Source organism: Pseudoduganella sp. GW821-FHT12E03, from assembly GCF_058807115.1.
This window is the reverse complement of record NZ_JBXAQJ010000003.1, coordinates 693042-709044: the sequence shown is the minus strand read 5'-3', so window position 1 is coordinate 709044 and position 16003 is coordinate 693042. Positions and strand designations below refer to the sequence as shown.

Genomic DNA, 16003 nt, shown 5'->3' with positions numbered 1-16003 from the left:
ACTACTACACGATAGCTCTTTTAACGGCGTTAACCAATGTCCTTACTGACCCAGATTTTCGGCAGCCGCAACCAGCGACTGCTCAAGCAATATCAAAAAACGGTACGCGAAATCAATGCACTCGAGCCGGCCATGGAAAAGCTGTCGGATGCCGAGCTGCAAGCCAAAACCCCCGCACTCAAGGCCCGCATCGCCAATGGCGAAGCGCTCGATACGCTGTTGCCGGAAGCGTTTGCCGTGTGCCGCGAAGCGTCCAAGCGCGTCTTCAAGATGCGCCATTTCGACGTGCAGCTGATTGGCGGCATGGTTTTGCACTACGGCAAAATCGCGGAAATGGGCACCGGTGAAGGTAAAACCCTGACCGCGACCCTGCCGGCCTACCTGAACGCACTGTCCGGCAAGGGCGTGCACATCGTGACGGTCAATGATTACCTGGCGCAGCGCGACGCCGACACCATGGGCAAGCTGTATGGCTGGCTGGGCCTGACCACCGGCATCAACCTGTCGCAGATGGAACATGCCACCAAGCAGGCGGCGTATGCCTCGGACATCACCTACGGCACCAACAATGAATTCGGTTTCGATTACCTGCGCGACAACATGGTGTTCGAAGCCCGCGACCGCGTCCAGCGCGCGCTGAATTTCGGCATCGTCGATGAAGTCGACTCGATCCTGATCGACGAAGCCCGTACCCCGCTGATCATTTCCGGCCAGGCGGAAAACCATACCGAGCTGTACTACAAGATCAATGAAGTGCCGAAGCTGCTGACCCAGCAGGTTGGCGAGGAAACCTCGGACGGCAAGGGCAAGATCGAAGTGCCGGGCGATTACACCAAGGATGAAAAGTCGCACCAGGTGCTACTGACCGAAGCCGGCCACGAAAAAGCCGAAGCCATCCTGGTCAAGATGGGCCTGCTGCCGGAAGGCGCGTCGCTGTACGATTCCGCCAACATCACGCTGGTGCACCACCTGTACGCGGCACTGCGCGCCCACGCGCTGTACTTCAAGGACCAGCACTATGTGGTGCAAAACAATGAAGTGGTGATCGTCGACGAATTCACCGGCCGCCTGATGACGGGCCGCCGCTGGTCCGACGGCTTGCACCAGGCGGTGGAAGCCAAGGAAGGCGTCAAGATCCAGAACGAAAACCAGACGCTGGCGTCGATCACGTTCCAGAATTACTTCCGCATGTACGGCAAGCTGGCCGGCATGACGGGTACCGCCGATACCGAAGCGTATGAATTCCAGGAAATCTATGGCCTGGAAACCGTGGTGATTCCGCCGAACCGTCCATCGCAGCGCAAGGACAAGCAAGACCAGGTCTACAAGACCAACAATGAGAAATACAACGCGATGCTGCTCGACATCCGTGACTGCTACGAGCGCGGCCAGCCCGTGCTGGTGGGCACCACGTCGATCGAAAACTCGGAACTGCTGTCGGGCATCCTGACCGCCGGCGGCTTGCCGCACAACGTGCTGAACGCGAAACAGCACGCCCGCGAAGCGGAAATCATTGCCCAGGCGGGCCGTCCGCAAGCCATCACCATTGCCACCAACATGGCCGGCCGTGGTACCGACATCGTGTTGGGCGGTAACGTTGAAAACCAGATCAAGTTCATCGACGCCAATCCCGAGTTGTCCGATGCGGACAAGGCGGCGCAAGCCCACGCGCTGCGCGATGGCTGGCAGGCGCTGCATGAAAAAGTCGTGGCGGCCGGTGGTTTGCACATTGTCGGCACCGAGCGCCATGAATCCCGCCGCGTCGACAACCAGCTGCGCGGCCGTGCCGCGCGCCAGGGCGACCCGGGTTCGTCCCGCTTCTACCTGTCGCTGGACGACCCGTTGCTGCGCATCTTCGCGGGCGACCGCGTGCGCGCCGTGATGGATCGCCTGAAAATGCCGGAAGGCGAACCGATCGAAGCGGGCATCGTGTCGCGCTCGATCGAGTCGGCGCAGCGCAAGGTCGAAGCGCGCAACTTCGATATTCGTAAGCAATTGCTGGAATACGATGACGTTGCCAACGACCAGCGTAAAGTGATTTACCAGCAGCGTAACGAGTTGCTGGAAGCGACCGATATTTCGGAAATGATCGCCTCGCTGCGCCAGGGCTTGTTCACCGACGTGGTGCGTGAATACGTGCCGGCCGAATCGGTCGAAGAGCAGTGGGACTTGCCCGCGCTGGAAAATGCACTGGCCAACGAGTGGCTGGTGCCGGTGCAACTGCAAGCCATGCTGGCGTCCGAGCCGAACCTGACCGACGACGATATCGTGGAACGCGTGGTGGCGGCGGCCGATGCCGTGTACCAGACCAAGATCGACGTGGTGGGCAAGGAAGCGTTTGGTGGCTTCGAGCGCAACGTCATGCTGCAAAGCGTGGACAGCCACTGGCGCGAACACTTGGCGGCATTGGACCACTTGCGCCAGGGTATCCACCTGCGCGGCTATGCGCAAAAGAATCCGAAGCAGGAATACAAGCGCGAAGCCTTCGAGCTGTTCGGCACCATGCTGGACTTGATCAAGAATGAAGTGGTGCGCCTGGTGATGACGGTACGGATCCAGACCCGCGAAGAAATCGATGCGGCGGAAGCGGCGATGCAGGCGGCGCACGTGGAAAACGTGCGTTACCAGCACGCGGACTTCAACCCGGATGCGGCGCCGGAAGAGTTGCTGGCGCCGAATAACAGCCAGGGCGGCGTCTCGACGGAAATCGAAGCGCAACTGAGCCTGGGCGTCAAAGTGGGCCGCAACGACCCTTGCCCGTGCGGCAGCGGCAAGAAATACAAGGCTTGCCACGGCAAGCTGGCGTAAGACAAAACCGGGGCTTGCCCCGGTTTTTTTATGGGGCCGGTGCTGGTGGCACAGGCATGGCGGCTTGATGAAACCAAGCCGCCCCACGTCTTATGCGGCGGCGGCGATGACCGGCGCGATGGTTACGGGCGCCGCGGCGACCGGCGTCACCTGCATCGCCGGCGGCAAGTGTTCCTGCAACTCCAGCGCATTGCACCACTGCCGCCAGTTCCCGTTCGCGACATCGACAATACCGAGCAGCACGCGGGTATCGAGCTGCAAACGGCTGCTGGTGGCGGCCATTTCCGCGACCAGCACCTTGCGTTCGCCCGGCTGCGCCAGGTACAGGTCCGCCATGCACGACGCCAGCTGCAGCAGGCGCGCCAGGTGGCGCGTTTGGCGGTCGGTGGCCATGTGCGGGGCTTCCTGGCACAGTACGGCATCGGAATATGTATGGCCCATGCGCCAGCTGCGCAACAGCGCGGCGCCCATCGACAGGTGGCTGTAGCCATACAGCATGGATTCCCGGCGCAGCAGCGTCGAGGCCGGTGCGTCGCGGCATTCACGCAACAGTTTGGCGTACGAACGGGGGCGGGCGCAGGCCAGGCCCAGGTTGCCGATCCCGGCCAGCAGTCCCTGGCAAAACAGTTCCGGGCCGGCGGCGACCGGCATTTCCGAGGTCAGCGCCTGGGCCGCGCACGCCATGGCGAAGGCATGCGACCAGTAGCGCTGGTAATTGAAATCGGTACACGCGCCACGGCGGTATTGGGCCAGCAAATCCAGCGCCAGCGCCAGCTGCGACGTGGCAAACCTGCCGACATGCTCGAGCGCGGCCGGCAGCGCGGTCTCCGCGCCGTGCTTGCCCACCAGCGTGTGCAGCGCATAAGCGAGCGCCGGGGTGGCGGCAATACGGGCCAGCAGCGGGCCGGCGTCCTCATCGCCGGACTGGCACAATTGCATCAGTTCCAGCGTTTCCCGGGTAGGGGCCGGCAACAGGCCGGCGGCTTTTAATTCGGCGAAATCGATCAGGTCATTCATGGCGGCTCTCCAGATACCGGCGGCGGCTTTGCCGCGCGCCGATTCGGGTTCATAATGGGCAATGCAGTAATGCTTTGAATCAATTTTATCGAATTTTTCGTAAAATTATTAAATTTGATTAATTTGTTTTTTCTATCGAAAACCGCGACACAGCGGTGGTATTTCTAAGACAGAGGATGGCGATGGCGGCAGACGAGGTATGTACAACACAGAAAGCAGCGGAATTGCTGGGTATCTCGGTGTCTTCAGTACAACAGTTGGTGGAAGCCGGCGTGATCGAGGCATGGAAGACCAAGGGCGGCCACCGCCGCATCCCGCTGGCCGCCGTGCATGCATATAAAGCCGCGCCACAGAATGGCATCGCGCGCACCGCCGCGCCGGCGCCGGCCGCCATGCCGGACGTGCATGCGCCGGTGTCCGTGCTGGTGATTGAAGACAACGCCATGCAGCGCGCCTTGTTTGAACGCCAGTTGGCGCAGTGGGATTTGCCGATTGCCGTGCGTTTCTGCGAAAACGGCTACCAGGCGCTGATTGAAATCGCCCGCTCGCATCCGGACATCTTGCTGGCCGATATCGTGATGGAAGGCATCGATGGCTATGAAGTCATCAAGACCATCTTTGGCTATCCGGAACTGGCGGACATGAATATCGCGATCGTGTCGTCGCTGGAACCCGATGCGCTGGAACAGCGGGGCGGGGTGCCGGACGGCGTGGTGTTCTTCCCGAAACCCGTCAATTTTGATGAATTGCGCGGCTATGTGCGCGCCTGTTGCGCGCAAACCATGCGCAAGCGCCAGCGCCGCACGGCCTGACGTTCCGCCTGTCCCCTTCATGGCTTACCGGCATATCGACCCGTCCCAGTTGCTGGCAACGGTGGGCGGTGACATGGCCGGCTACCGCGAACTGGCCGGTATTTACCTGGCCACCACGCCCGCACTGCACGGCCAGTTGCAGCAGGCGCTGGCCACCGGCGATTGTCCGCGCGCGGCGCGCATCTGCCATACCCTGAAAACCAGCGTGCTGCTGATGGGCGCCCAGGAATTCGGCGAGGTGCTGCGGGCGCTGGAACGCTTTGCGCAAGACGGCGAACAGGCCGTGCTGCCGCTGGCCTGCGCCGAGGTGGCGCGGCTGTTCGCGCTGGTGGAAGAGGAAGTGCGGCTGAGCGCGACTACACTTGGCTGAACTTCGCCGGCGAGACTTTCGGCACCGTGATGCGCACGGTGGCGCCCGCGCCCGGACTCGATTCCACCGCGATCCTGCCGCCCAGCACACCCGTCACGATGTTGTAGACAATGTTCATGCCCAGCCCGGTGCCGCCATGGCCCATCTTGGTGGTGAAGAAGGGATCGAACACGTGGCGGCGCACGTCTTCCGCCATGCCGACGCCGTCGTCGCTGAATATGATCTCCACCATGCCGCCCTCCAGTTCCAGCGCCGTGATGGCGATGGCGCCCTGGTCGCGCCCTTCAAAGGCATGGGCCAGCGCATTGTTCAGCAAGTTGGTGAAGATCTGGTAAAAGCTGCCCGGATACGAATCGAGTTCCAGCGACGGCGGCACGCTGCAGGTGGTGTCGCAATTGGCGCGTTTCAGGCGTGGCGTGTAGGTAGCCGTGGTGTCGAGCAGCACCGACAGCAAATTGAAGGTGCGGCGCTGGTCGCTGGTCTGGTCCACGGCAATCTGCTTGAACGACGCGATCAGGTTGGCGGCTTTTTGCAGCGAGCTGGAAATCAGGCTGGACGCCATCCGCACTTCATCCGTATAGGCCGACAAGGCGGTGCGGCGCAGGGTGCCGCCGGACAGTTGCGCTTCAAACGCATCGACCTTGTCGGCCAGCGCGGTCGACGCCAGCAGGCTGTTGCCGATCGGCGTATTCAATTCGTGGGCAATGCCGGCCACCAGTGAACCGAGCGACGCCATTTTTTCCGAGGCGATCAAGTCGTGCTGGGTCTGCTGCAAGGTTTCCAGCGCGCTTTCCAGGTCGGCCGAGCGTTCGCGCACGCGGGTTTCCAGCGAGGCGTTCAAGTCTTCCAGGTCTTGCTTGGCATTGATTTCCGCCGTCAAGTCCAGCAGTGCCCAGATGATCGCGTCGGCGCCGCCCAGGGTAAAGGTGGAGGACCAGATCGCCACCTTGCCGGGACTGCCGTCCTTCAGCACGATGCCGGCGATTTCGCCATACACGGCGCCATCGCGCATATACAGTTGCCACAGCCGTTCCCGTTCGCCGGGTTCCGACCAGAATTTGACTTCATTGGAGCGGCGGCCGATCAATTGCTCGGGGCCATAGCCGAACACGCGCGCCAGCGCCTGGTTGGTGCCGATAATGCGGCCGCTGCGGTCGGTCACGGTCAGCGGCACCGGGGTCATGTCGAACAGCGACTTGAAACGCGCTTCGGACTCGGACAGCCGCAGCTCGGACGCTTCCAGTTGCTGCAGCCGTTCGCGCAGCGCCGCGCCCATGGTGTTCAGCGAGCGGGCGTACACTTCGATTTCATCGCCGGCGGTATCGGGCAGCGGGCGGCCAAAGGCGCTCTTGAACATGTGCTCGGCCTGCGCCGTCAAGGTGCGCAGGCGCCGGCCTATGCCTTGCGAAAACATATAAAACAGCAGGATGCCCAGGCCCAGGCCGGCCAGCGAAATCAGGCCCGATTGCAGCAGCACTTCATCGCGCGCCTTGGCCAGGTCGCTGGTGGACAGGCCGAAGTTCAGCGACCCCACCTTGTTGTCCTTGAGCAGGATCGGCGCCCGCGCGTGCAGGGTATCGCCCTGTTGCCAGGTGCGCACGCTGTTGAAGCCGTCGCCGCCGCCGCCGCGCAGGATGGCGGGCAATTCGGCGGGACGCTGGCCCGCGGTCGTGACCGGCAACTCATGCGCGTCGAGAATGACGATATAGCGCATGAAGCTGTCCTGGGGATCGGACAGCATTTCAGTCCAGTAATTGGCGAGTTCGCCCAGGCGGCCCGTATTCGCATACGGGCTCAGTGTCAGGTTCAGGGTCACCGCATATTCATGGGCGACCCGCACCGCGTTGCGGTTGACCGCCTGGTCCATCAGGCGCAGGCTGTTGCCGATCAACAGCGCGACCACCACCGCTTGCACGATGGCACTGAGTACGACGAATTTCGCGCGCAGTGATAAGCTCACCTGGGACTCCTGGCAAGCGGGGCGCCAGTCGCCCCGCGAAGCCAGCAATATAACCGATGTGCAAGGAGTTGGGCCGGGCGCCGCTGCGTCGGGCGCCGCTGCGCGACCGGGGATTACTGCAGGGTCAGGATCACCTTCACACTATCGTCGACCGCCGACTTGTCGATATAGCCGATGGCTTTCGGATCATCGGCCACGGCTTTCTTGACGTCCGCGTTGGACTTGAATTCCTTGGGCGGCGTGGCCTTGCCGGTAAATACCAGCTTGGACCAGATGGCTTTCACCTGGGCCGCATCCTTGTCGGTCAGCTTCTGGTAAAAGTCATTGCGGATCGCCGAACCTTCAGCCTGGTCGATCGGCGTAAACATGTTGGATTTCCCGAGGAAGAATTGGGACGCCTGTTCCGCGAACATGCGGGTGGCGGGATTCTTCTGGCTGACGATGACCACGGTTTCCGCCTGCGCGGGCAGGGCGGACAGGGCAGCGCCGGCGGCGAGGAGGCTGGCAAGCAATTTGTTCATGGTAGGCCTCCGTAGGTCAGAATACGTAATCCAGGCTGGCGCCAATCACCGTCACCGAGTCCTTCAGGCCGGCGGCCGGACCGTAAATCAGCGTACCGGTCTTGGTCTTGGGTTTGACGCGGTCGACCTGGAATTTCAGCGCGGCCGAGCTGGCGAAGTTCCAGCGCACGCCGACCAGGTTGGTATCCTGTTCCGACGCCTGCAGCAGGCCCCGGACCGCGGCCGACAGCGGGCCGCTGGCGGGGAAGCCGGCCGGCAGCGCGATCTTGGTGCTGCTGCCCTTGATCGATGCGTGCGCGTAGTACGGCAGGAATTTGCCGATGCGGTAGGCGCCCATCAGGTACCACGCATCGGTTTGCGGAATATAGACCGGGTCGATGGCGCGGCGTGCGCCGAATTCGCCTTGCAGCACCAGGTTGTTCCAGTCCACCGTCATGCCGACCGCGTCGAATTTCATTTTCTTGCCGCTGCCCGTGACGCCGAAGTCGGCCGCCAGCTGCTTGAAGCCCACGGCGGCCAGGGTGGCCGTCAGCGAATTGATGGGAACGATGTCGTCGCTGTGCAGGGTGGTTTGCAGGTGTGCATAGCGCAAGGTGACGGGGCCGTGTTCGGCCGACACGCTGATGCCCATGGCCGGGGCGCGGTATTTCGCGACCGAGGCGGTGGCCGGCAGGAACAGCTTGCCGGACGAGGTGCCCACCACGGCTTGCACGGTGACGTTGGTGTCGCCAAAGGCGTGCTGCCAGTTGACGTCGGCGCCATCGATGGATTCCAGCGGCACTTGCGCATACAGTTCCACCGGCGGGCGCATCATGGTGTTGGCGTAGCCCACGTTCTGGTAATCGGAAATCAGGAAGGTCGGCAATTGCACGCGGCCGACGCGGATGTTGACTTCATCGGTGGCGCGGTATTTGACGAAGGCCCACGTCAGGTCGGTGGTAAACGTCGGGCTGGTATTCTGGCGCGTCAACACTTGCGCCGTGGCGGACAACTGGTCCGTGATCTGGTACGTGGCTTGCAGGCCCAGGTTGGAATCGAGGCCCAGGCGCCAGCCATCTGCCACGCCTTCGGCCTGGTTGTAGCGCACAAATTGCGCTTTATCCGTATCGCTCTTCGCCACCCCCAGGGTGCCGAAGCCACTGATGCTGAGTTTGCCGTCATCGACGATGGCCGCCTGCGCGTGCGGTAAGGCCATCAGGGCGGCCAGAACAGAAGTTGCCAGGGTCAGTCGTTTCATCCAGTCCTCGAAAATAAAGTCACTGCGCCGGATCGCGCGTTTGTCACCTTAGCGGAGTTTTAGAGATGCTCATAGGAAACTCGTCGTGGACAGACGCGGCATGTGGTTTTTACTCAACGGATTGTTGCTGTAAATGACAACGCCCGGCGCGGGCCGGGCGTTTTACAGCCATGGGTGCCGGGCCTTCAGGCCGGGCATCCCACACTTGTGCGGTGACGAAATGCTTATTGCAGCGTCAGGATGACTTTCACCGTGTCATCCACCGCCGACTTGTCGATATAACCAATGGCTTTCGGATCGTCCGCCACGGCTTTCTTGACCTCGGCGTTGGACTTGTATTCCTTCGGCGGGGTGGCCTTGCCGGTAAACACCAGCTTGGACCACAGCGCCTTGACCTGGGCCGCATCCTTGTCGGCGAGCTTTTGATAGAACTCGTTGCGGATGGCCGAACCTTCGGCCTGGTCCACCGGCGTGAACATGTTGGATTTACCCAGGAAGAATTGCGACGCCTGTTCCGCGAACATGCGGGTGGCCGGGTTTTTCTGGCTGACGATTACCACGGTTTCAGCGGCGGCGGGCAGGGCGGCGGCGGCCATGGCGGCGGCGGCCAAAACAGCCATCACGTGTTTGATTTGCATGTGCATTTGGATCACCTAACCTTAGAAGACGAAATCGACACCAGCGGCCACCACGGTCACGCTGTCTTTCTGGCCTGCGGCCGGCGCGAAAATCAGCGCGCCGGATTTGACCTTCGGCTTGATGCGGTCAATCTGCACCTTCAGCGCCACCGATTTGGCGAAGTCCCAGCGCACGCCGACCAGGTCGGACGATTGCTCGGCAGCCGTCAGCAGGTTGGTCACGGCCGCGTTCAGCGGCGGGATGCGCGACAGCGCGGCAGGCACCTTGACCTTGGTGCCGGCGCCTTCGGACGCGGCGTGGGCGTAGTACGGCAATACTTTGCCGAAGCGGTAGCCGGCCATCACGTACCAGGCATTGGTTTGCGGGATGTAGACCGCTTCCTTGGCGCGGCGCTGCGCATATTCCGCCTGCACCAGCACGTTGTTGTAGTCGACGGTGGCGCCCACCGAGGTGAACGTCATGCGCTTGCCCGGCACCAGGCTCAGGTCTTCGCCCAGCTGGGCCAGGCCGGCGCCCTTCAGGGTGGCGGTCAGGGTATTGATCGGGGTCAGGTCGCTGCTGTGCATGTCCGCCGACGCATGGCCCAGGCGGAACGTGACCGGGCCGTGTTCCAGCGTGACGCTGGCGCCGCCCAATGGCGCGCGGTACTTGGCGACCGAGCCGCCGGCCGACGCCACGAACAGCTTGCCGCGGCTGGTGCCGACGAACGCTTGCACGGTCAGGTTGGTGTCGCCAAACGCGTGCTGGTAATTGACGTCGGCGCCATCCATGGCTTCCAGCGGCGCCTGGCCATACAGCTCGATCGGCGGACGCATCATGGTGTTGGCATAGCCGACGTTCTGGTAATCGGAAATCAGGAAGGCCGGCATCACGACACGGCCGACGCGCACATTGATTTCATCGTTGATCTTGGCTTTGAGGAAGCCCCAGGTCAGGTCGGTGGTGAAGCTGGTGCTGGTGTTCTTGCGGGTCAGCACCTGGGCCGTGCCGGACAGCCAGTCATTGACCTGGTACGTGGCTTGCAGCCCCAGGTTGGAATCGAGGCCGATGCGCACGCCATCCTTGACGCCGACCGCCTGGTTGTAGCGGGCAAATTGCGCGGTATCCGTATCGCTCTTGGCCGCCGCCAACGTGCCAAAACCGCTGATGGTGAGGTTGCCGTCTCCCAGCGTGCCTGCCTGCGCCTGAACACCCAGCGCCGCAAGGATTGCTGCTGCTAACAGTTGTTTTTTCATTGTGTGTGCTCTCGTTTTGTATTTGTAGGTGGTACGGACGCGCAAGGGCGCCGTGCGCGACGTAACCTTATTGGAATTTGCGTCACCGTTAAACCACTCGGTCTAAAAACTGAACGATAGTTCTAATTTATGTGGCATTTTTCACCTCATTTTGTGAATTTTTTGATATTTTTCTTCGGAAATTACGGATTGACGTTGTGATTTTGTTATTGAGCCTGTGACAGGCGGCAACGCGGCGCGGCAGGTATTACAATGTTGGCTTTTCCATCTTTCCACACAGAGGACCCGCCCCATGGCCGTCAATTCCCCCCTCCCGGTCGCTGCCGACCTGAAGCCAGTCGCCGGCATCGAGATCGGCTTTGCCCAAGCCGGCATCAAAAAGCCGAACCGCAAGGATGTGCTGGTGATGCGCCTGGCCGATGGCGCCACCGTGTCCGGCGTGTTCACCTTGAACCGCTTTTGCGCGGCGCCGGTGCAGATTTCCAAGGCCAACCTGGCGGCTGTCAACGCCGGCGGCAAGCCGATCCGCGCGCTGATGGTCAACACCGGCAATGCCAACGCCGGCACCGGCGAAGCGGGCCTGGCCAATGCGCAGCAAACCTGCGCCGAACTGGCCACCCTGCTGGGGTGCGATGCCCAGCAAATCCTGCCGTTTTCGACCGGCGTGATCCTCGAGCCGCTGCCGGTGGCCAAGATCGTGGCGGGGCTGCCAACGGCGGTGGCCGGCCTGGCGCTGGACAACTGGTACAACGCGGCCGAAGCCATCATGACCACCGACACGCAGCCGAAAGCCGGTTCGCGCACGGTCAACATCGCCGGCCATAGCGTCACCTTGACGGGCATTTCCAAGGGCGCCGGCATGATCAAGCCGAACATGGCGACCATGCTGGGCTACCTGGCGTTTGACGCGAAAGTCGCGCAGCCGGTGCTGGACGTGCTGGTCAAGCACGCGGCCGACCAGTCGTTCAACTGCATTTCCATCGATGGCGACACCTCGACCAACGATTCGTTCATGCTGGTGGCAACCGGCGCCGGCACCCTGGTGGTCGATTCCATCGATTCGCCGGAATACCAGGCGCTGGCGGCGGCCGTGACGGAATTGTCGGTGTTCCTGGCGCAAGCCATCGTGCGCGACGGCGAAGGCGCCACCAAGTTCATGACCATCACGGTGGAAGACGGCGCGTCGGTGGAAGAGTGCCGCAAGATCGCCTATTCGATCGCCCACTCGCCGCTGGTGAAAACCGCGTTCTTTGCCTCCGATCCGAACCTGGGCCGCATCCTGGCCGCGGTCGGCTATGCCGGTGTCGATGACCTCGATGTCTCGAAGATCAACCTGTATCTGGACGACGTGTGGGTCGCGAAAGATGGCGGCCGCAATCCGGACTACAAGGAAGAAGATGGCCAGCGCGTGATGAAGCAAAGCGAAATCACGGTGCGCGTGAAGCTGGCGCGCGGCGCGGCCACGGCCACGGTCTACACCTGCGACCTGTCGCACGACTACGTCAGCATCAACGCGGATTACCGTTCGTAATATGGTGACGTCGCTCGAACAATTCCTGCTGCGCGCCGAAGCGGTGCTGGCGCGGGTGGAAGCGATCCTGCCGCAAGCACCGCGCGAGCCGGACTGGAACCTGTCGTTCGCCTACCGCTGGCGCCGCCGCCATGGCGCCGCCAGCCAGTTGCAGCCGGTGCGCAGCGTGGCGCCGATCGCGCTGGACGACTTGCACAACATCGCGCGCCAGAAGGAAGCGATCGAGCAGAACACGCGCCAGTTCGTGGCGGGCCGCCCGGCCAACAATGTGCTGTTGACGGGCGCGCGCGGCACCGGCAAATCGTCGCTGATCAAGGCTTGCCTGAACCGCTTTGCCAATGACGGCTTGCGCCTGATCGAAGTGGACAAGGAAGACTTGCACGAACTGGGCGACATCGTCGACCTGGTGGCGGGCCGTCCCGAGCGCTTCATCGTCTTTTGCGACGACCTGTCGTTCGAAGAAGGCGAGAGCGGCTACAAGGCGCTGAAGGTGGCGCTCGATGGTTCGGTGTCCGCGCAATCGGACAACGTGCTGATTTACGCGACATCGAACCGGCGCCATTTGATGCCGGAGCGGATGTCCGATAACGCGACCTACAAGCACGACGAGGATGGCGATTTGCATCCGGGCGAAACGGTGGAAGAAAAGATTTCACTGTCGGAGCGTTTTGGCTTGTGGCTGTCGTTTTATCCGTTCAAGCAAGATGACTACCTGGACATTGTCGGCTACTGGCTCAGGCATTTCGGCTGCACCGATGCACAGGTGGCGGAAGCGCGCGGCGAAGCGCTGCGCTGGGCGCTGCAGCGGGGTTCCCGTTCGGGGCGGGTGGCGTGGCAATTCGCGCGCGACCACGCGGGAAAGATGGCATGAGTATCGTCGATGTCGCAGTCGGGGTGCTGGTCAAGCCGAACGGCGATGTGCTGCTGGGCCAGCGCCCGGCGGGCAAGCCGTATGACGGGTATTGGGAATTCCCGGGCGGGAAAGTCGACCCGGGGGAAACCGTGCTGGAGGCGCTGAAGCGGGAATTCCTGGAAGAGCTGGGACTCGCCATCCACAGCGCGCAGGAATGGTGTGGCGTGGAACATGTTTATCCGCACGCCCACGTGCGCCTGCATTTCTACATCAGCCGCGACTGGAGCGGCGAACCGCAAAGCCTGGAAGGGCAAGCCTTTGCGTGGCAGGGCGCGGTCGGCGTCGAACCGCTGCTGCCGGCCACGATCCCGCTGCTGCAGTGGCTGGAACAAGTCCGCCACGATCCCCACGCCTTGCCATGACCACAGAAGCCTATCGTTCATATGCCGAACGATAGTGCTTTTGGGGCCAGGCCCCAAAATATCGAGTAGATCTGTGCTGCCGGGGAATTATTCTTCGTCGTTGGGATCGACGGGCGGCGCGGCGGGGATCGTGTATTTTTCTTCGGCCCAGGCGCCCAGGTCGATTTGTTTGCAGCGTTCGGAACAGAACGGGCGGTATTTGTTTTTTTCAGTCCACTCCACCTTGGCGGAGCAGGTCGGGCATTCAACTACGGCAGTCATGGTGCATCACTTCAAAAATTACAGAGCGTCAGCTCAAACGGGACATCGTCTTCCAGCGGGCGCGGCTTCAAATCGCCGCCCTGCGAGGTAAAGCGTACCCACAGCATATATTTATTCGCCGAGATTTCGGGAATGGCGCCCAGCGAATCATCCAGGGTCAGGCGCAGCATTTGATAAACCTTGCCTTGAAGCATTTGCTGATAGCTGCCGGAATTGGCAATCATTTTCACCGGACCGCCGGAATCGCGCAGCAAACGCAATACCAGGCCCAGCGCGTCGAATAAGGGCGCCAATGGCGCAAACCAGCCGGCAATATCATTAAAGCGCGCTTCGGCGGAACGCTGCTGCCACGCATAATACGACGGCAAATCAAATTCACAGGCGCCGCCGGGAATAATCGTGCGGCCGCGAATACTCATCAGCCATTCATTGTCCCGGACATTCTGGCCGGTCTTTCCCTGGGCCGCCACCAGCGCGCTGGATACCGCGTCCAATTCCGACAGCACGGCGTCGAGCATTTCAGCCTGGACATTCGGATTCGAGCGGTAACCCAGCAAGCTTTGGCGCTGGCGTTCCAGTTCTTGCAGTAAATCGGACTTTAAATCGGCGCGGCCAGCCACTTCCAGCATGTCGAAAATCGTCGCCAGGGCGACGTGATGCTGCATCGGGTGTTCCTGGTGCACAAAGAATTTGAATTTCTCATACAGGTCTTCCAGCCGCAACAACGTGCGTATGCGCTCGTTGAAAGGGTATTCGTAGACAATCAAAATGACTTCCCTCTAAAGATGGGCCTGAAAGAATTCCGTGATTCTGAACCAAGCTAGCCGAAATTACAAACGTTGCGATGGTATTGTTATCGTTCCTGCTGAAAATGCCAGGTATAAATCGTGGAAATGGGCAACTTGTTCCTCCAGCGCACCTAAATCCCCGCCATTATTGATGATATCGTCCGCCGCTGCCGCACGCTGCGCGCGCGTCGCCTGATTGGCCATGATGGCCAATACCTGGCTCTCCGGCATACCGTTGCGGGCCATGACGCGGCTGATCTGCACCGGTTCCGGGCAATCGACCACCAGCACCCGCGACACGCGCTGTTTCCAGGTGCCGGATTCCACCAGCAGCGGCACGTCATATATCACGTAGGCGCCGGTGGCGCAGGCCGCGGCGGCCAGTGCCGCATCGCGGATGCGCGGATGCAGGATGGCTTCCAGCCGGGCTTTGGCGGTCGGGTCGGAAAATACCAGCGCGCGCATTTTAGCGCGGTCCAGCGCACCCTGTGCGTCCGCATACTGTGCGCCGAACTCGGCGCGGATGGCGTCCATGGCGGGGCCATGCGGGCCGGTCATGCCGTGGGCGATCTGGTCGGTGTCGACGATGGTGGCGCCGCGCGCGGCAAACAGCCGCGCCACCACGCTTTTGCCGCTGCCGATGCCGCCGGTCAGCCCGACGGTAAATGCCGCCGGCATCATTGGCCCAGCACGGCGGTGAGGATGCCTTGCAGTGGCGCCTTGTACACCAGGGCAATCAGGCCGGCCGCCGCCAGGTAGGGCCCGAACGGGAATTTATAGCCGAGGCCGGCGCGCGCCATGATCATTTGAATGATGCCGAACACAGCGCCGGACACGGCCGACAGGATGATGATGATCGGCAGCATCATCCAGCCCATCCAGGCGCCCAGCGCCGCCAGCAGCTTGAAGTCGCCGTAGCCCATGCCTTCCTTGCCGGTCGCCAGCTTGAACAGCCAGTACACGCTCCACAGCGCCAGGTAGCCCGCCGCGGCGCCGATGACCGCCTGCTCCAGCGGAACAAACATGGCGTTGACGTTGACCAGCAAGCCGGCCCATAGCAGCGGATACGTCAGCGCATCGGGCAGCATCATCGTGTCGAGGTCGATGAAGGTCATGGCGATCAGCAGGTAGGCGAACAGCAAGGTGGCCATGCCGGTCCATCCGCTGCCGAACTGCCACACCAGTCCGGCCGATACCAGCCCGGTGAACGCTTCCACCAACGGATAGCGCACGGAGATGCCCGCCTTGCACTGGCTGCACTTCCCTTTCAACACGGCATAGCTGATGACCGGGATGTTTTCCAGGGCTGTGATCTGGTGCCCGCAATGGGGGCAGGCCGAGCGCGGCATGAGCAGGTCATAGCGGTCGGTGTGGGGCAGGGGTTCTTCACGGATTTCCGCAATCGTGTTGTCGGTTTCGCGCTGTTCCATGATCGGCAGGCGATGGATGACGACATTCAGGAAACTGCCGATCAATAAACCAAAGATGCCTGCCGCGATCGCGGCGATCAGGGTGGCGGGCGGGGCAAACAGCAAGAGTTCCTGCATCG

Annotated in this window: 16 protein-coding genes; 6 read left to right on the top strand and 10 right to left on the bottom strand. The window is 61.9% G+C overall.

The window, feature by feature from the left end; genetic code table 11:
* Nucleotides 1–36: 36 nt before the first annotated feature.
* A complete protein-coding gene (gene secA / locus AC1RRC_RS10830) occupies nt 37–2808 on the top strand; it encodes a preprotein translocase subunit SecA (RefSeq protein ID WP_493055460.1) in 2772 nt (923 codons plus the stop codon).
* A gap of 90 nt (nt 2809–2898) precedes the next feature.
* Here the strand turns inward: secA and AC1RRC_RS10825 are convergent, their stop codons facing one another.
* Nucleotides 2899–3825: an HDOD domain-containing protein gene (locus AC1RRC_RS10825; RefSeq protein ID WP_493055459.1), complete on the bottom strand. Its 927-nt coding sequence runs from the start codon at nt 3823–3825 to the stop codon at nt 2899–2901.
* Between the two features lie 182 nt (nt 3826–4007).
* Here AC1RRC_RS10825 and AC1RRC_RS10820 point away from each other — a divergent pair, with 182 nt between their 5' ends.
* The gene (locus tag AC1RRC_RS10820) at nt 4008–4637 is read left to right on the top strand and encodes a response regulator (protein WP_493055458.1); all 630 of its coding nucleotides are present in this window, start codon (nt 4008–4010) and stop codon (nt 4635–4637) included.
* A 19-nt stretch (nt 4638–4656) separates the two neighbouring features.
* The gene (locus tag AC1RRC_RS10815; RefSeq protein WP_493055457.1) at nt 4657–5007 is read left to right on the top strand and encodes an Hpt domain-containing protein; all 351 of its coding nucleotides are present in this window, start codon (nt 4657–4659) and stop codon (nt 5005–5007) included.
* Here AC1RRC_RS10815 and AC1RRC_RS10810 read toward each other — a convergent pair.
* The 5 genes from AC1RRC_RS10810 to AC1RRC_RS10790 form a co-directional block, all read right to left on the bottom strand.
* A complete protein-coding gene (locus tag AC1RRC_RS10810) occupies nt 4994–6967 on the bottom strand; it encodes a sensor histidine kinase (RefSeq protein WP_493055456.1) in 1974 nt (657 codons plus the stop codon). The genes AC1RRC_RS10815 and AC1RRC_RS10810 overlap by 14 nt on opposite strands.
* Before the next feature lie 113 nt (nt 6968–7080).
* On the bottom strand, nt 7081–7488 hold the full coding sequence (locus AC1RRC_RS10805; protein ID WP_493055455.1) for a type 2 periplasmic-binding domain-containing protein: 408 nt from the start codon (nt 7486–7488) through the stop codon (nt 7081–7083).
* Between the two features lie 16 nt (nt 7489–7504).
* The gene (locus tag AC1RRC_RS10800) at nt 7505–8725 is read right to left on the bottom strand and encodes a porin (RefSeq protein WP_493055454.1); all 1221 of its coding nucleotides are present in this window, start codon (nt 8723–8725) and stop codon (nt 7505–7507) included.
* A gap of 224 nt (nt 8726–8949) precedes the next feature.
* Entirely contained in the window at nt 8950–9363 is a 414-nt protein-coding gene (locus AC1RRC_RS10795) for a type 2 periplasmic-binding domain-containing protein (RefSeq protein ID WP_493055520.1), read from the bottom strand.
* A gap of 21 nt (nt 9364–9384) precedes the next feature.
* Nucleotides 9385–10599 (bottom strand): porin, encoded by a 1215-nt coding sequence (locus AC1RRC_RS10790; protein ID WP_493055453.1) that lies wholly within the window; start codon nt 10597–10599, stop codon nt 9385–9387.
* A 292-nt stretch (nt 10600–10891) separates the two neighbouring features.
* Here AC1RRC_RS10790 and argJ point away from each other — a divergent pair, with 292 nt between their 5' ends.
* From argJ to AC1RRC_RS10775, 3 genes are read left to right on the top strand one after another with little or no spacing between them, the layout of a single operon-like run.
* The gene (gene argJ / locus AC1RRC_RS10785; protein WP_493055452.1) at nt 10892–12130 is read left to right on the top strand and encodes a bifunctional glutamate N-acetyltransferase/amino-acid acetyltransferase ArgJ; all 1239 of its coding nucleotides are present in this window, start codon (nt 10892–10894) and stop codon (nt 12128–12130) included.
* A 4-nt stretch (nt 12131–12134) separates the two neighbouring features.
* On the top strand, nt 12135–13001 hold the full coding sequence (locus tag AC1RRC_RS10780) for an ATP-binding protein (protein ID WP_493055519.1): 867 nt from the start codon (nt 12135–12137) through the stop codon (nt 12999–13001).
* Nucleotides 12998–13405 carry an NUDIX domain-containing protein gene (locus AC1RRC_RS10775; protein ID WP_493055451.1) on the top strand — a complete coding sequence of 136 codons (408 nt, stop codon included), beginning with the start codon at nt 12998–13000 and terminating at the stop codon, nt 13403–13405. Before AC1RRC_RS10780 ends, AC1RRC_RS10775 begins: the two co-directional genes overlap by 4 nt.
* Nucleotides 13406–13492: 87 nt before the next feature.
* On the opposite strand, the gene yacG is transcribed toward AC1RRC_RS10775, so the two are convergent.
* From yacG to AC1RRC_RS10755, 4 genes are all read right to left on the bottom strand, one after another.
* A complete protein-coding gene (gene yacG, locus AC1RRC_RS10770; protein WP_154375226.1) occupies nt 13493–13666 on the bottom strand; it encodes a DNA gyrase inhibitor YacG in 174 nt (57 codons plus the stop codon).
* Between the two features lie 11 nt (nt 13667–13677).
* Entirely contained in the window at nt 13678–14433 is a 756-nt protein-coding gene (gene zapD / locus AC1RRC_RS10765) for a cell division protein ZapD (protein WP_493055450.1), read from the bottom strand.
* 63 nt (nt 14434–14496) lie between these two features.
* Nucleotides 14497–15132, bottom strand: coding sequence for a dephospho-CoA kinase (gene coaE / locus AC1RRC_RS10760; RefSeq protein ID WP_493055518.1), 636 nt, complete (start codon nt 15130–15132; stop codon nt 14497–14499).
* Nucleotides 15132–16001: a prepilin peptidase gene (locus AC1RRC_RS10755; RefSeq protein ID WP_493055449.1), complete on the bottom strand. Its 870-nt coding sequence runs from the start codon at nt 15999–16001 to the stop codon at nt 15132–15134. Before AC1RRC_RS10755 ends, coaE begins: the two co-directional genes overlap by 1 nt.
* Nucleotides 16002–16003: the final 2 nt, after the last annotated feature.

What these genes read in the sequence shown, in the direction of transcription:
- yacG (WP_154375226.1), bottom strand. Translation starts at nt 13,666, where the DNA reads ATGACTGCCGTAGTTGAATGCCCGACCTGCTCCGCCAAGGTGGAGTGG.
- AC1RRC_RS10800 (WP_493055454.1), bottom strand. Translation starts at nt 8,725, where the DNA reads ATGAAACGACTGACCCTGGCAACTTCTGTTCTGGCCGCCCTGATGGCC.
- argJ (WP_493055452.1), top strand. Translation starts at nt 10,892, where the DNA reads ATGGCCGTCAATTCCCCCCTCCCGGTCGCTGCCGACCTGAAGCCAGTC.
- coaE (WP_493055518.1), bottom strand. Translation starts at nt 15,132, where the DNA reads ATGCCGGCGGCATTTACCGTCGGGCTGACCGGCGGCATCGGCAGCGGC.
- AC1RRC_RS10755 (WP_493055449.1), bottom strand. Translation starts at nt 16,001, where the DNA reads ATGCAGGAACTCTTGCTGTTTGCCCCGCCCGCCACCCTGATCGCCGCG.
- AC1RRC_RS10795 (WP_493055520.1), bottom strand. Translation starts at nt 9,363, where the DNA reads ATGCAAATCAAACACGTGATGGCTGTTTTGGCCGCCGCCGCCATGGCC.
- AC1RRC_RS10805 (WP_493055455.1), bottom strand. Translation starts at nt 7,488, where the DNA reads ATGAACAAATTGCTTGCCAGCCTCCTCGCCGCCGGCGCTGCCCTGTCC.
- AC1RRC_RS10820 (WP_493055458.1), top strand. Translation starts at nt 4,008, where the DNA reads ATGGCGGCAGACGAGGTATGTACAACACAGAAAGCAGCGGAATTGCTG.
- AC1RRC_RS10825 (WP_493055459.1), bottom strand. Translation starts at nt 3,825, where the DNA reads ATGAATGACCTGATCGATTTCGCCGAATTAAAAGCCGCCGGCCTGTTG.
- AC1RRC_RS10775 (WP_493055451.1), top strand. Translation starts at nt 12,998, where the DNA reads ATGAGTATCGTCGATGTCGCAGTCGGGGTGCTGGTCAAGCCGAACGGC.
- secA (WP_493055460.1), top strand. Translation starts at nt 37, where the DNA reads ATGTCCTTACTGACCCAGATTTTCGGCAGCCGCAACCAGCGACTGCTC.
- AC1RRC_RS10815 (WP_493055457.1), top strand. Translation starts at nt 4,657, where the DNA reads ATGGCTTACCGGCATATCGACCCGTCCCAGTTGCTGGCAACGGTGGGC.
- AC1RRC_RS10790 (WP_493055453.1), bottom strand. Translation starts at nt 10,599, where the DNA reads ATGAAAAAACAACTGTTAGCAGCAGCAATCCTTGCGGCGCTGGGTGTT.